At 65.7% G+C, this 14,535-nt stretch carries 13 protein-coding genes; 5 read left to right on the plus strand and 8 right to left on the minus strand.

Features of this window, described 5'->3' with window-relative positions:
- Window positions 1-16 precede the first annotated feature (16 nt).
- Genes Q3A80_RS21855 through Q3A80_RS21870 form a run of 4 tightly spaced genes read left to right on the plus strand, consistent with a single transcriptional unit; the run spans window position 17 to window position 2,256 of the window.
- A complete protein-coding gene (locus Q3A80_RS21855; protein WP_446330960.1) occupies window positions 17-397 on the plus strand; it encodes a PAAR domain-containing protein in 381 nt (126 codons plus the stop codon).
- Window positions 366-926, plus strand: coding sequence for a PAAR domain-containing protein (locus Q3A80_RS21860; RefSeq protein WP_446330961.1), 561 nt, complete (start codon window positions 366-368; stop codon window positions 924-926). The genes Q3A80_RS21855 and Q3A80_RS21860 overlap by 32 nt, the downstream gene beginning before the upstream one ends.
- Window positions 923-1,537: a hypothetical protein gene (locus tag Q3A80_RS21865; protein ID WP_446330962.1), complete on the plus strand. Its 615-nt coding sequence runs from the start codon at window positions 923-925 to the stop codon at window positions 1,535-1,537. The genes Q3A80_RS21860 and Q3A80_RS21865 overlap by 4 nt, the downstream gene beginning before the upstream one ends.
- Window positions 1,534-2,256: a hypothetical protein gene (locus tag Q3A80_RS21870; RefSeq protein ID WP_446330963.1), complete on the plus strand. Its 723-nt coding sequence runs from the start codon at window positions 1,534-1,536 to the stop codon at window positions 2,254-2,256. The genes Q3A80_RS21865 and Q3A80_RS21870 overlap by 4 nt, the downstream gene beginning before the upstream one ends.
- Window positions 2,257-2,354: 98 nt before the next feature.
- Here Q3A80_RS21870 and Q3A80_RS21875 read toward each other — a convergent pair whose 3' ends face one another.
- Entirely contained in the window at window positions 2,355-3,407 is a 1,053-nt protein-coding gene (locus Q3A80_RS21875; RefSeq protein ID WP_446330964.1) for an NAD(P)-dependent alcohol dehydrogenase, read from the minus strand.
- A 228-nt stretch (window positions 3,408-3,635) separates the two neighbouring features.
- Here Q3A80_RS21875 and Q3A80_RS21880 point away from each other — a divergent pair, with 228 nt between their 5' ends.
- Window positions 3,636-4,580 (plus strand): AraC family transcriptional regulator N-terminal domain-containing protein, encoded by a 945-nt coding sequence (locus tag Q3A80_RS21880; RefSeq protein ID WP_446330965.1) that lies wholly within the window; start codon window positions 3,636-3,638, stop codon window positions 4,578-4,580.
- Window positions 4,581-4,622: 42 nt separating this feature from the next.
- On the opposite strand, the gene Q3A80_RS21885 is transcribed toward Q3A80_RS21880, so the two are convergent.
- The 7 genes from Q3A80_RS21885 to Q3A80_RS21915 all read right to left on the minus strand — a co-directional run bounded on the left by Q3A80_RS21885 (window position 4,623) and on the right by Q3A80_RS21915 (window position 14,525).
- Window positions 4,623-5,678, minus strand: a complete 1,056-nt coding sequence (locus tag Q3A80_RS21885) for a M48 family metallopeptidase (protein ID WP_446331031.1) — start codon at window positions 5,676-5,678, stop codon at window positions 4,623-4,625.
- Window positions 5,668-7,089, minus strand: a complete 1,422-nt coding sequence (locus Q3A80_RS21890; RefSeq protein WP_446330966.1) for an AmpG family muropeptide MFS transporter — start codon at window positions 7,087-7,089, stop codon at window positions 5,668-5,670. The genes Q3A80_RS21885 and Q3A80_RS21890 overlap by 11 nt, the downstream gene beginning before the upstream one ends.
- Before the next feature lie 116 nt (window positions 7,090-7,205).
- Window positions 7,206-7,814, minus strand: a complete 609-nt coding sequence (metW, locus tag Q3A80_RS21895) for a methionine biosynthesis protein MetW (RefSeq protein ID WP_044847830.1) — start codon at window positions 7,812-7,814, stop codon at window positions 7,206-7,208.
- Window positions 7,811-8,956: a homoserine O-succinyltransferase MetX gene (gene metX, locus Q3A80_RS21900; RefSeq protein WP_040142503.1), complete on the minus strand. Its 1,146-nt coding sequence runs from the start codon at window positions 8,954-8,956 to the stop codon at window positions 7,811-7,813. The genes metW and metX overlap by 4 nt, the downstream gene beginning before the upstream one ends.
- A gap of 266 nt (window positions 8,957-9,222) precedes the next feature.
- On the minus strand, window positions 9,223-12,180 hold the full coding sequence (locus tag Q3A80_RS21905) for an autotransporter family protein (RefSeq protein WP_446330967.1): 2,958 nt from the start codon (window positions 12,178-12,180) through the stop codon (window positions 9,223-9,225).
- 449 nt (window positions 12,181-12,629) lie between these two features.
- The gene (locus Q3A80_RS21910) at window positions 12,630-13,172 is read right to left on the minus strand and encodes a fimbrial protein (protein WP_446330968.1); all 543 of its coding nucleotides are present in this window, start codon (window positions 13,170-13,172) and stop codon (window positions 12,630-12,632) included.
- A 252-nt stretch (window positions 13,173-13,424) separates the two neighbouring features.
- Window positions 13,425-14,525 carry a fimbrial protein gene (locus tag Q3A80_RS21915; RefSeq protein WP_446330969.1) on the minus strand — a complete coding sequence of 367 codons (1,101 nt, stop codon included), beginning with the start codon at window positions 14,523-14,525 and terminating at the stop codon, window positions 13,425-13,427.
- Window positions 14,526-14,535 lie beyond the last annotated feature (10 nt).

Genomic DNA, 14,535 nt, shown 5'->3' on the forward strand with positions numbered 1-14,535 from the left:
GACAGGAGAACTCGGCATGTCGAAGCAGGCAATCAACGAAACGATGCATCTTTTCGCTACTATCGGCGCGCGGACCGAACGCGGTGGTACGGTGGCACGGGTGTCCAGCAATGCGACGTTCGCAGATCTGGGGCTCGCCGTGGTTGGCGATATCGTTGCATACGAAGACGGTACAGAGGCCACGATCATAGATGGGGCCGGTTATGCTGCCATGCGGGAGGGCAGACCGATTGCACTCGTCGGGTCGCGTTTGAGTAACGGCGATCGTATCGTGACGGCCGCGCAGAACGCGTTCGGCATTGCCGTTCGCGATGGTCAGGAGATTCCGGGGCTGTTTGATTCGACGTATTCGCCGATTTCGGCCGATGCAGCCCGCACGGGAGGGCACGGTGCGTAAGGCGGCGATTCGGCACGGTGATCCCACGACGACGCGCGGAGTCGTCTTCGCATATTCGTCGACGATTTACGACGATGGAAAGCATGTGGCGCTGAGCGGCGACGAAGCGACGTGCGGCAACTGCGACGGGACATTCAAAATCTTCGGAACCGGCAAAGGGATGTCGGAAAAGGGGCGGAATGTTGTCGTTGACGGCGATCGGGGGCTCTGTCCATGCAAAAGGAACCGCGTCCTCGTCGGCCCCAGCCCGGGAATATTTCTGACGAGCAGTGAGGGATCGGCCGTTCCGAACGCGGTCGCGCAGAGTGTAGCCGCGACATCAGTTGACTCGGAGGAGGTCGAGCACTTTTTCGAGATCATCGAAGTCGACTCCGGAAAACCTGTTGAAGGAATGAACTACAAGGTTCAGAGCAACGGACGTACGCTTGTCGATAATGCGCCTCTCGAACACGGGAGAACGCGGTCGTTCTCAGTGGCAGCCCACCCTGATCTCACAGTGGTCGTCTGGCGCGCAGGGGCTGCTCGATGAGTGATGAAATTAGTGCAGACCTGCGTTTGCTCGCTGCAATCGCATACGGTGAAGCATCCGTTGCAAATGATTCGAACGAAATCGGCGGAATCGCCTTTGCCGTCGCGAACAGGTGTAGGGCATGGGGCGGAATGAGCGTATCGCAACTGCGTGCGGCAGACCCGAACTATGCCTATGCGTGGAATGGCACCAACCAACGGTTCAACAAGTTGATGTTAACGCCGGACGACAAGCTCAATGCTGACTCCGGGATGCAATTAGCTGTCGAGTGGGCACGCAAAGCCCTCGCAAATGAAGGTCTCGACCCGTCGAACGGCGCGTTTTGGTGGGATGGCCGTGACTTCATGACGAGGTATGCATCACACCCTAAGGTCAAAAACACATTCAAGTGGGGGGCGCCTTCGCACAACATTTTCGACGTACAGGAGAATCCGGGGTTATTCGTCAAACGATGGAGGGTGGTGAACAAGAAGACGGGAAAGACAGTCGATGGCGCTGAGCGAGGCCGCTATGACTCGGTGTGGATCTCGACCGCCGCGCACGGAAGTACGATTTTTTGGAAATACAATCCCGACTATCTTCGGGCGACAGGGGCCAACGCGCATCGATGAAATTCGTAACGATATTGGCGGTAGCCGTGGCCCTTTGGGCGCACGCCGCCACGGCCGCGTCGTATGACGGCTACGATGCGTTCTATGCAGCGCGCCCCGGCTCGATATTTCGCACGCCGGCTGAGCGGGAAGTTGACCCGAACACGCCTGGTTCCCACGTGCTCTATGCGTACCCCGGACAGCCCGGCGAGTTTGCTGCTCTGCATGCCGAGTTTGGGCGAAAGGAACTCGCGCTTGAACTCTGGCAGGACCGCATCGTGGTGAACGGTCGAACGTATCGGTTTGCCCGGGCAAGGGCATTTCCGGGCGAGCACTCGTCCGACATTTTTCCGGACTCGGCCGATGTGTACACCACCGAGCGAACCAATACGCACCCGCCGCTGATCTGCGTGGAAGGCGCAGGCAGTGCGTCGGGCGAGGCGGCCAGCCGATACAAGCAAGTGTTCCTGGTGATGAATCCCTTGTCGCGCAAGTCTGCGTTTCTACAATTGCCTGGGCTGTTGTCGTCCTGTCGGGCCGTTGCGGTGAAGAACGACGGGAAACTGGCGTTTCCGAAGAACAGCTATCTGTTCGACGATGCAAACACGGTGCGGACCGGCTTGCTGGTCGAGTACTACACGTTCGACGGGCGCCGCTTTGCTCGAACTGGGGATGTGCTCCGCCTCAAATTCACCACCCCGGAGAATCCGTTTCAATTCTCGCTTCAGGAGCGTGACTGACGGTCCATTCCGTCACTGGCACTATCGCGGTGCCGCATCGCGAAGTCGGCACGGCGTGCTCGCAGGCCGCTCAACGCGACGCAAGCACGCCTTCAGGCTTACTGCTTGATCGACGCCATGTCGATCACGAACCGGTACTTCACGTCGCTCTTCAGCATCCGTTCGTAAGCGGCATTGATCTGCTGCATCGGGATCATCTCGATATCGGACGTAATGCCGTGCTCCGCACAGAAGTCGAGCATTTCCTGCGTTTCCGCGATCCCGCCGATCAGCGAGCCCGCGAGGCGGCGGCGCTTGAAGATCAGGTTGAACACCTGCGGCGACGGGTGGTCGTGCTCCGGTGCGCCGACGAGCGTCATCGTGCCGTCGCGCTTCAGCAGGTGCAGGAACGGGTTCAGGTCGTGCTGCGCGGCGACCGTGTTCAGGATGAAGTCGAAGCTGTTCAGATGCGCGTTCATCTGCGCCTCGTCCTTCGAGATCACCACTTCATGCGCGCCGAGCCGCTTGCCGTCCTCGATCTTCGATGGCGACGTCGTGAACAGCACCACGTGCGCGCCCATCGCGCGCGCGAGCTTCACGCCCATGTGGCCAAGGCCGCCGAGACCGACGATCCCGACCTTCTTGCCGGGCCCGACGTTCCATTGCCGCAGCGGCGAATAGGTTGTGATCCCCGCGCACAGCAGCGGCGCGGCGCCGGCCGGGTCGAGCGTGTCGGGCACGCGCAGCACGAACGCCTCGTCGACGACGAGCTGCGTCGAATAGCCGCCGTACGTGATGTCGCCGGTCACGCGATCCTGGCCGTTGTAGGTGCCGACGAAGCCGTTCTCGCAATACTGCTCGAGGCCCTCCGCGCAGCTCGGGCACGTGCGGCACGAGTCGACGAGACAGCCGACGCCGACCAGTTCGCCGACCTTGAAGCGCGACACTTGCGGGCCGGTCGCCGTCACGCGGCCGACGATCTCATGGCCGGGCACGACCGGGTAGATCGTGTTGCGCCATTCGTTGCGGGCCTGATGCAGGTCCGAGTGGCAGACGCCGCAGTACAGCACCTCGATCTGGACGTCGAGGTCGCGCAGCGCGCGGCGCTGGAATTCGAACGGGGCGAGCGGCGAGCGCGCATCGGTCGCCGCGTAAGCGTAAGTTGTGCTCATGCAGGGGGCTCCTTGTCCGGGAAAAACATCCGGCGAAACAGACTGCCGCCGCGTCTGTGGCGATGCAGCGAGACAGATGCCCATCGTAAGGAGCGAGCCGCCGCGGCGAAATACACGAAGGTCTCGAAGATTTGCCTATTCCTCTCGAATTGCGCGCGAATGGCCGTCAAAACGCTTTCAAGGTGCTACATTGCGAGCCGGATTCTCTTGCAGGACAGGATAACGCCGATGAGCTTCCAGCCCCTTTTCGACGACTCGAGCGACCGTGTGCGGCGCCGCATGATCGACCTGCATTCGCGTCTCGCACCGAACGACGGCGATACGCTGGCGGCGCTCGCCGGCGTGCGCTTCATCCGCGTGAGCCGGCCGGTGCCGCGCATGCCGGTACTGTATGAGCCGAGCATCATCGTCGTGTGCCAGGGCCGCAAGCTCGGCTATCTCGGCGACCGTTCGTTCGTGTACGACGCGCAGCAGTATCTGGTGCTGTCGGTGCCGCTGCCGTTCGAATGCGAGACGTTCGCGAGCATGGACGAGCCGTTTCTCGCGATCTCGATCCGCGTCGATCTCGCGGTGATCGCCGAGCTCGCGATCCTGCTCGACGAGACGCTGGGCGCCGCGGTCAGCGAGCCGCACGGCGTCTATTCGACACCGCTCGATGCGCCGCTCGCCGACGCGGTGGTGCGCCTCCTCGAAGCGCTCGCGTCGCCGCACGACACGCGCGTGCTGGGGCCCGCGATCATGCGCGAGATCGCGTACCGCGTGCTGACCGGCGCGCAGGGCGACGCGATTCGCGCGGCGCTCGTCCAGCAGCATCATTTCGGCCGCATCGCGAAGGCGCTGCGGCGCATCCATGCGGACCTGAAGGCCGATCTCGACGTCGAGACGCTCGCGCGCGAGGCCGGCATGAGCCTCGCGGTGTTCCACGCGCAGTTCAAGCACGTGACGGCGACGTCGCCGATGCAGTACGTGAAGGCCGCGCGCCTGCACCAGGCGCGGCTGATGATGGTGCAGGACGGTGTCGGTGCGGGCGCGGCCGCCGCGCGGGTCGGTTATGCGAGCGCGTCGCAGTTCAGCCGCGAGTTCAAGCGGCTGTTCGGCCGCAGCCCCGGCGATGAAGTGCGCTCGATGCGCGAGAACGGCATGCGGCCGGTCGATTCGGCAGTCGGCGCATAGCACGCGGTGTCACGCGCCGGCGGCGGGGCCGGCTGCGGGCGCTCAGCGCCGCACGACCTTGCGCCGCTGCGCGCTGATGCCTGCGTAGTCGGGCAGCGTGTCGACCCGCTTGCCGATCGCCTTCGCATACAGCGGCATCAGGTCCGGCAGGCGGTTCAGCAGATCCTGCCGGCGCGTCGCGCTGTACGGATGCATGTAGATGAAGCCCGACGTCTTGTTCGCGCGCGTGGCCGCCGCGAGCTTGTCCCACAGCGTGATCGCCGCACGCGGATCGAAGCCCGCGCGCGCGGCGATGTCGCCGCCGATCACGTCGGCTTCCGTTTCGTCGGTCGGATCGTAGCGCAGCGTCTGCAGGCGTGCACCGAGATTCAGCGCCTGCGGCAGCGGATCGCCGACGCCGAACAGCGGCGGCAGCGTGGCCGCGCGCAGCGACGTTTGCGATGCCGCGCTGAAATTGCTGCGTGCATGTTCGCGCAGCGCATGCGCGATGCCGTGCGCGAGCAGCACGCCGAGCTCGTCGTCGTTCAGCCGCACGCGGTCGAGCAGCCCGCCGTACACGAGCACCTTGCCGCCCGGCAGGCACGTGACGCGGATCTCGCGCGAGCGGATCGCGTTGACGTCCCACGCCCAGCTCTTCACGCGATCGTTCCACTTCACCGAATACGGCGCGAGCTTCGCCACGATCGTGCGCAGCCGCTTCACGCGCGGCTGGTTCGCGGGCAGCAGGCGGTCGCTGTCGGCGGCCGTCTGCACGATCTGCGCGTATTCGCTCGCGGTCAGCTGTTCGAGCAGCGGCGACGGGATCAGCGTGCGGAACGCGATCGCGTTGCCGTAGCGGACCTGCTGCGACGTCGGCGTATACGCCTTGGAGGACACGGCCCCGCCGGTCGGCTGCGCGGCTTCGGCCGCGGGCGGCGGAATGGCGGCCGGCGGCGTGGAGAGCGCAGCCGGCGCGGCCGGTGCGGTGGCCGGTGCGGAGACGGCGGCGGTTCCGCTCGCGTCGGCCGCACGCGCGCTCGCCGCGATGCCGAGCGTCGCGATGCCGACGCCCAGCGCGGCGGCGACGCGTGTCAGGCGATGCAGCCGGTCACTGCGCACGGCTGGCCTCGCCATTGCGCGCGACACCGTTCCACGGCGCGATCTTGAACAGCAGCAGCATGCCGGGGATCGCGAGCGCGGTGCACACGATGAAGTAGTCGAACCAGCCGATCTTCGCGACGATGAAGCCGCTCGCGGCCGACGCGAGCGTGCGCGGCACCGACGCGAGGCTCGTGAACAGCGCGAACTGCGTGGCCGTGTAGCGCGGATCGGTCGTGCTCGCGATATACGCGACGAACGCGGCCATCGTCAGGCCGGTCGTGAAGGTTTCGAAGCCGTAGACGATCGCGAGCGCGACCGTCATCGGGCTGAATTGCGGCGTGACCGCGATGCCGAACACCGACAGCCCGGCCGCGATCGCGTGGCTCGTCGACACCGTGAAGTCGTACAGCAACGCGAGCACCGGCGAGCCCGGGCCGAGGTGCGCGAGCCATGCGAAGCCGAGCGTCGACACCATCTGCAGCGCGCCGAAGATCCACAGCCCGCGGCCGATCCCGATCTTCACGAGCCACACGCCGCCGATGATGCCGCCGGCGACGCTCGCGACGAGCGCGGTGGTTTTCGCGACGATGCCGATCTCGGTGCGCGTGAAGCCGATGTCGAGGAAGAACGACGTCGACAGCGTGGTCGCCATCGTGTCGCCGATCTTGAACAGGAAGATGAATGCGATGACGAGCAGCGCGCCGGCCCAGCCGTCGCGCTGGATGAATTCGCGGAACGGCAGCACGATCGCGTCGCGCAGGTTGCGCGGCGGCGCGCCGACCACTTCGGGCTCGCGCACGACGAGCGTCATCAGGATGCCCGGCAGCATGAATGCACCGGTGATCGCGAACACGGCGTCCCACGGCATGTGATCGGACAGGATCAGCGCGAGTGAGCCGGGGATCAGCGCGGCGAGCTTGTACGCGTTCACGTGGACCGCGTTGCCAAGGCCCTGCTCGGTGTCGCGCAGCAGTTCGCGGCGATACGCGTCGATCACGATGTCGGCGCTCGCGCCGAAGAACGCGACGAGCGTCGTGAGCGCGGCGACCGTCCAGATCGAGTCGCGCGGCGACACGAAGCCGAGCGCGGCGATCGCGCCGGCGACCAGCAGCTGCGTGAGCAGCAGCCAGCCGCGCCGGCGGCCTGGCCGCCAGCCGGGCAGGCGCGGGATGTAGCGGTCCATCAGCGGCGCCCACAGGAACTTCCACGTATACGGGAACTGGATCAGCGCGAACAGGCCGATTTCCTTCAGGTTCACGCCCTCGGAGCGCAGCCATGCCTGCACGAGGTAGACGAGCGTGAAGAGCGGCAGCCCGGACGTGAAGCCCAGGAACACGCAGATCAGCATGTGCGTGTTCAGATAGGCGCGCCAGCCGGGGTGATCCTCGTGAGCGGTGAGTGCGGGCGCCTCGTGTGGCGTTTTCGACATGGACAGGAACTGGGTAGCGTTGACTGATTGCGGCGGCAGCGCAGGCGGCGCGGACGGCGCAGAAGGGGCGGCCGCACGCGTGTGCGGGCCGGATCATCCGTCAACGGCCCCGCGGCTCAGCTGCGCTTGACGCGGTAGACAGCAAGACTACCACGCCAGTTCGCTCCCCATCGAATCGGCTGCCCTTCGTGCAGCACGATGCGGTCGAGGATCGTGACGCCGACTTCCGGTGCGAGCGCCTCGAAATCCTTGATCGTCAGTACCCGGACGTTCGGCGTGTTGTGCCACTGGTAAGGCAGCGACTTCGACACCGGCATCCGGCCGCGCAGCACCGACAGCCGGTGCGCCCAGTAGCCGAAGTTCGGGAACGACACGATGCACTCGCGCCCGACGCGTGCGGTTTCGCGCAGGATCGCGGCCGTCTGGTGGATCGTCTGCAAAGTTTGCGACAGGATCGCGAAATCGAAGCTGTGATCCTCGAACAGGCGCAGGCCGTCCTCGAGGTTCTGCTGGATCACGTTGATCCCGTTCTTCGCGCTCGCGAGCACGCCCGCGTCGTTCAGTTCGATCCCGTAGCCGGACACGTCCAGTTCCTCGGACAGCAGCGACAGCAGCGAGCCGTCGCCGCAGCCGAGATCGAGCACGGTTGCGCGCGGTTCGACCCAGCGGGCAATCGCACGGAAGTCCGCGCGTGCGGACAGGGAATTCAGCGCTTGCTGGTTCATGCGCCCACCTCGCTGGCGATTCGTTCGTAATAGGCGCGGATCAGGTTGTGATAGCGCGCGTCGTCGAGCAGGAATGCGTCGTGGCCGTGTGGTGCGTCGATCTCCGCGTAGCTGACCGTGCGCTTGTTGTCGAGCAGCGCCTTCACGATCTCGCGCGAGCGCGCCGGCGCGAAGCGCCAGTCGGTCGAGAAGCTTGCGATCAGGTATTTCGCCTGCGTGTGCGCGAGCGCGGCCGTCAGGTTGCCGTCGAACGCCTTCGCCGGATCGAAGTAGTCGAGCGCGCGCGTGATCAGCAGGTAGGTGTTCGCGTCGAAGTAGTCGGCGAACTTGTCGCCCTGGTAGCGCAGGTACGACTCGACCTCGAACTCGACGTCGAAGCTGAAGTTGTACGCATCGAGCGCGCCGTCCGCGCGGCGCAGCGCGCGGCCGAATTTCTCGGCCATGTCGTCGTCGGACAGGTACGTGATGTGGCCGATCATCCGCGCGACGCGCAGCCCGCGCTTCGGCTTCACGCCGTGCGCGTAGTAGTCGCCGCCGTGGAAATCGGGATCGGACAGGATCGCCGAGCGCGCGACCTCGTTGAACGCGATGTTCTGCGCGGACAGCTTCGGCGTCGATGCGATGTCGATGCAGTGCGCGACGCGCTCCGGGTACATCAGGCTCCATGCGAGCGCCTGCATCCCGCCGAGGCTGCCGCCCATCACGGCGGCGAAGCGCTCGATGCCGAACGCGTCGGCGACGCGCGCCTGCGCGTGCACCCAGTCCTCGACGGTGACCACCGGAAACTTTGCGCCGTACGGCTTGCCGGTCGACGGATCGATGCTCATCGGGCCGGTCGAGCCGAAGCACGAGCCGAGGTTGTTCACGCCGATCACGAAGAAGCGGTTGGTGTCGAGCGGCTTGCCCGGGCCGACCATGTTGTCCCACCAGCCGGTGCTGCGCGGATCGTCCGCGTAGACGCCGGCGACGTGGTGCGACGCGTTGAGCGCGTGGCAGACGAGCACCGCGTTCGAGCGCGCGGCGTTGAGCTCGCCGTACGTCTCGACGACGAGCTGATAGTTGCCGATCACGCTGCCGCTTTGCAAGCGCAGCGGTTCGGCGAAGTGCATGGTCTGTGGAGCGACGATGCCGATCGATTCCATTCGTTCCGCCTTATGACTGGGCGGCTAAATGGTGTCGGCGATGCGCGGAGGCGAAGGTGCGCGGCTGACGACCTCTTTAGCCGCATTTGTAGTGAACCGCCGGGGAACGACGCACGATGCATCAAGGCCCCGGCCGGTTCGCGCGCCCGCAATCGAGTCAGCAAATCGGCGCGCTTCCGACCTGCCGCGAAGGGGGCGGCAGATCGGAGGAGTATAGCGGAATTCCGCGGGGGCGCGAATTTCGCGCCCCCGCCCCGCAGGCGGCATTACCAGCGGTATTTGGCCGAGAACTGCCCCGTTACCACCGAGTAGTCGGACAGATTCCCTTCCACCCCCAGGCTTGCCGATATCGAGAATTGCCGGCTCACCTGCCCGGTCGCGCCGATCCGGACCGCAACGCGGTCGCGCGGCACGCTGTACGAGAACGCATTGCGGTCGAGCGTCAGCGAGCGCGAGCCCGGGCCGTGCCACCAGTTCGCCTCGATGAACGGCCGGAGCTCGCGGCCGTGCGGCATCGTGGTCACGCCATGCACGCGTACGCCCAGGCGGGTGAGCACGTCGGTCGAGCCCTGGCCGTCGAGACGGCCGCCGGCGGTGCCGTGCGCGTCCGCGCGATAGTCGGATACGACCAGCTGCGCTTCGGGCTCGACGAAGAACCGCGTGTCGCCGCGCTCGTAGAAACCGAACGAATAGCCGGTCTCGACCGAGCCGGTCACGGTGCGGGACCGGTACGAATCGGCCGCGAGGCTGCCGCCGACGCTGTTCGCATAGGCGCCGTACATGAACCAGGCGTCGACGTAGGGGCCGGTCAGGATGTCGCGGTTGCCATACCACGTGCCGTACAGGCCGACGTTGTAGCCTTCCACGCTGCCGCGCGCGGTGGCGTCCATGATGCGCTGCTCGACGGCATTCCATAGCGGGCGCGTCGACCAGTTCGTCTGGCTGCCGTACATGCCCATCGCACCGATGCGCACGCTGCCGCCGCGACCATCGTTGAAGCGGAGCAGGTCGGCGCCCGCGTGAATCAGCCGCCCGTTGCCCGACACGCTGCGGTTGCCGCCGGACATCGACGTCATCTGGCCTTCGACACGCAGCCACACGGCGCCGTCGAGCGGGGCCGGTGCGATGGTGCCGGTGCGCAACGACGCGTCTTCACGCTGATGCAGCGTATGGACGGCCATCATCGATGCGGCATCCGCGTTTGCCAGATACGCGTCGGGTTCCGGTGCGGCGGTGCGCGGCGGCGGATCGATTTCCGGCCCGACCGGCGGCTCGGGGTCGACGGGGCCGGGCGGAGTCGGCGGCTGAGGCTTTGCGGCGGAGACGAGATACCAGTCTTCTGCTCGACCGCCGTCGCCACCGCGTTTGAGCATGTAGTCGTAGCCGCCGGCCGACAACGTGCCAAAGCCGTTCCGGTAGCCGTCCGATGCCGCATCCAGCGTGAATGCCGACGCGTCGGTCGTGCCGCCGTTACGCGTTTCGACGAGCGGGATGCCGATGGTCGTTGCCGCGCCGTCGCCGCCCGCGCGCTTGACGACGATGCCGGTGTCGCCGGATGCATGGCCGCCGTCGATCACGAGGCGGTCACTGGGAGACGCGTCGTCCTGCAACGTCGTATGGAGGACGAGCTTGCCGTTGTGGGCCGCATAGTCGCCTGCCACGACGAGCGTGCGCGGGGTCGGTGCGCCACCGGCCGGCGGCGCGTCGAATGCGATCGTCGAATCGTTCAGTGCAACGGAACCGACCGACGAATCGGCGGTGACGGTCCAGAGGCTGTTCGTGTCCAGCGACAGCGTGCGGACCGCGTCGGTCGCGCCGGTCCACGTGGACGCATTCGCGAGCGTGACGTTCGTCACCGCATGGGTCGGGCTGCCGTCGTCGGTCGGGTGATTGACGATGTCGCCTTCGGCATACGAGTGCGCGTCCAGCGTCAGGTGTACCGGGTCGCCCGACTCGGCGTGGACAGACAGCAGCTTGCCGTTGCCGCCGATCGCGCGCGTGCCGTTTTTCAGATCGATCGTTGCGCCGGACGCGTCGATCGCACCGTGGCGCTCGCTGACGAGCGTGCCGTCGTCAACTGCCAGCGTGCTGCCATAGACGCCCGCTGCATAGGCGCCCGCGCCGGTCGTGCGCGCGTCGGCGCGCAGCAGATCGACGGTGCCGCCGGCGCTCGCATACAACGCGGTGGCTTGGGTGCCGTGCGTCTCGACGCTCGTGTCAGTGAGCGAGGCGACGGAGTTTGCGCCGGCCGCCAGCGCGCCGCGCGCGCGTTCGCCGTTCGTCACGATGGCGCCGCGCGTCATCGCGACCTTGCCGCCGAATCGGGCGACCACGCCGATCGCGCGCTCGCCGGTGGTCGTCACCTGTGTATCGGTAGCATCGACGACGGGCGTGCCGGAGTACTCCTTCGATGCATAGAGCCCGTGCGAACTGATACCGTGCGTGACGACGCGCGTGCGTTCGAGCGTAACGCCGCCCTCGCGGGTGTCCACGCCGAGCGCGGCATTGCCGCTGGTTTCGAGATGCGAGTCGCTGAATGCAACGGTGGAAGCGCCGGGCATGTACAGCACCGAAGCATAGTCGCCGTCGGTCCGGATATCGGTGCGCTTCAGCGTGGCCCGGATGCCGTCGTAGCTGAGCGACAGGCCGGTTGCGAACAAGCCGCTGGTACGGAAGAGCGTATCGGTCACGTCGATGGTGCCGCCGGGAACCAGGATCGTCATGATGCCGGACGCCTCCTTGCCGCGCGTCACGATTACGCTGTCGGAGATCGACAGCCGGCTGTTGGCGCCGTCGATGAATGCGCCGTGTGCGTAGTCGCCGTCGGTATCGATGGAGATGCGCTCCGCGGATGCGCTGCCGCCCTGGCGAAGGCCGATGCCCTGGCTCATGCCGCCGCGGGTACGGATCTCGGTATCGCGCAGCACGACGCGCGACCCCGCACCCTCGGCGGCAACGCCTGCCGCGGCGTAGCCGGTCGAGAACACGCGGGTCTTGCCGGCGGTCGTCAGCACGCCGCCCTTGATCGCGGAAAGCACGGCCTGGCCGGACGCGGAATAGTCGCCCGGTGCGACTTCGAGCGCGAGGCCGTCCGCCAGTTGCGGACCGCCGCCGACGACTTGCGCCGTCGCCAGCCACGGCATCACGGCGCCGGCGAGCACGGCGGAATGCACGACACGTCGGCCGATGCGTGCATGGGAAAACAGGAAATAACGGCGGTTCACCCGATCACCTCTTTATATCTCAAGGAGGTAAAAATTAGTGTGATCAGGTGATTTTGGGTATTGGACGAGTTCGAATTTTGCAGAAACATCGGAGGGGCGGCGTGCGGCCGCATGAGGCGTGAAGATTCATCGACGTGCATTGCTGGTGCGACCTGAATCGTCCGGCGATCGTGGATCGGGGAATGGAATGGCGGGCCGCTCGGCTGCACGCATCGAACGTGGACGTTCCGCCTCGATGGGGAGCGGAACAGCAACGGAGGCCGCGGTACGGCGGGCTCGCGTGCCGGTGGCGGGGGTGATGCCGCTTTGGCCGGCGGCAGCGAGAGAACCCGGCGGGCGCGTCGGAGGGGGCGCGTCCGCCGGGCTGGCAGGAAAGCGGCGCGTGCAATCCCGCCGCACGCTCACCGGAGATGAAGCTGGCGCGCGCGGAGCGCGCGCCGTATCGGCATTTACTGATACATGATCGAGTACATCACCGACGTGTTCACCGTGCCCTGGCTTGCGGCACCGCCCGTTGCGACATATTGGGCGTAGTACGGAAGGTCTGCAGCGCCATTCGACAGCGCGACCGTCTTCGAGTTTTCATCGGCCTTGCCAACGCCGATGTTGGTCGTGTCGCCGTTGAGCAGGCCGACTTCGACGTTCTTCGCGGTGCCCTTGTCGTTGAGCAGCTGACCGGTCGTCGTGTTGACCGTCGTGCCCGCCTCGAAGTGGGTGTAGACGTTGCCGGTTGCCGGCGAGCATTCCGTCAGGCCGATCTTGAACGGCGTGCGGCCGGCCGTCATGCCGCCGCTGGCGAGCGCGGACGTCGACACCTTCGGCAGCGCGACGGTGAAGTCCTTGAGGCCCGTGCCGTTGCCGTTGATCTTGCAGGTCTGCGTACCGATCTTGCCGTTGATGGTGATCGTGCCGTCGGCGGCGTGCGAAACGGCCGGCATCATGGCTGCGGCTGCGACGGTGAGAGCGGCGATGCTGGAGAGTGCGAATTTCATATCAATTTCCTCGAGTACTGGTTGGAAAAAACGCGGACTCCGTCGTCGTGCCGCCTGCCCGCCGGGACTGGCCGTATGGGCGGCATGTCGAGTTCATCCGACAATCACCTTCCGATGAAGTCCTGTCGGACTGCTGATCAGAAGCTTGTTCCGGTCACCGATCGGACGGTGACCGATGGCGCGCGCCTGCCGCTTGAGATTGGGTTGCGGCCGGCACACTGCCGAATTACTGCGAGATCGAGTGCGATGCGTTCACTGATAGCTCATCGTGAACGTCGCGACACCCTCGACCGTTCCTGCGGTCACGGCGCCGGTCGCGATGTACTGCGCACTCAGCGGAATGCTGGACGTCGCGCCCGACGGGCCGACGTACCACTGGTTCGGATTGCCGACCGCAGACGAATCAGGACCGTAGCCGACGGGTTGACCGTTCCGCAGAATCCGCAGCTTCACGCCTTTGGCCGTGGCGTTCGGCGTGAGCGTGAGTTGATTGCCCGTGTTTCCGGGATTGGTCAGGTCCGTCAGCGTCACGTACAGATTCGTGCCGGTCTTGCAGGACAGGCTGATGGCGAAGTCGCGATCGCCGGCCGTCATGCCGATTGCATTGAGCTTGCTGGCCGCGACCGGCGGCAGCGGTACCTTGACGGGGTTGTTCAGCACGGTGCAGCTGACCGGCTTGACCGCCAGGTTCGACCCGCCGTCGTACCACCACGTCCGCAACAATGCCTTGTATTGATCGGTATTCCTGTCGAATGCGTAGATCTCGGAGTCGAACTGCGTCATGTTGCCCATCGTGCCGTTCGGAAAGTTGTAAAGCTTGTCGCTCAACTTGATCAGTTCTTTCTTGATCCTCACCACACCGCTGACCGGCCCGGTTTGCTCGATCGGCGGCCCGAACAACTGATACCCGTTGGGCGCCCCCATCATGACTTCGCCCGTATCCAGGTTCGTCGTGCGAATGCCGAGGTACAGGTAGTGCTCATAGAGGCCCCCGGGCGCCGTGCCACCCATCCCGCCGGTATAGAACACCCCCGGTATGTCGGTCGGGTGATACCACTGTTTGAACTTCATCTGGTATCCGCCGGGTTTTCCGCCGGAAGCCGGGTTGGCCGTGCAGCTGTAAGGGAATTCCACCGTCGCGGTCGCGATCACGGCGCCATTCGGCAAATTGGGCGGGACGGAGATTTTCCCGCCACTGTTGAAGGCGAAATACTTGTTCCGGATGCCGGTGGCGTTGTCGAACTTGCAGCTGCTTTGCGCGTTCGCAATACCGACGCCGCATGCCATCGGCACCAGCCAGACGGCGAGCAATCCGAGAAGATGATGAGCTAACCTGCGCGGGGCGAATGTCATGAAATTTCAC

Source organism: Burkholderia sp. SR8 (genome assembly GCF_052851275.1).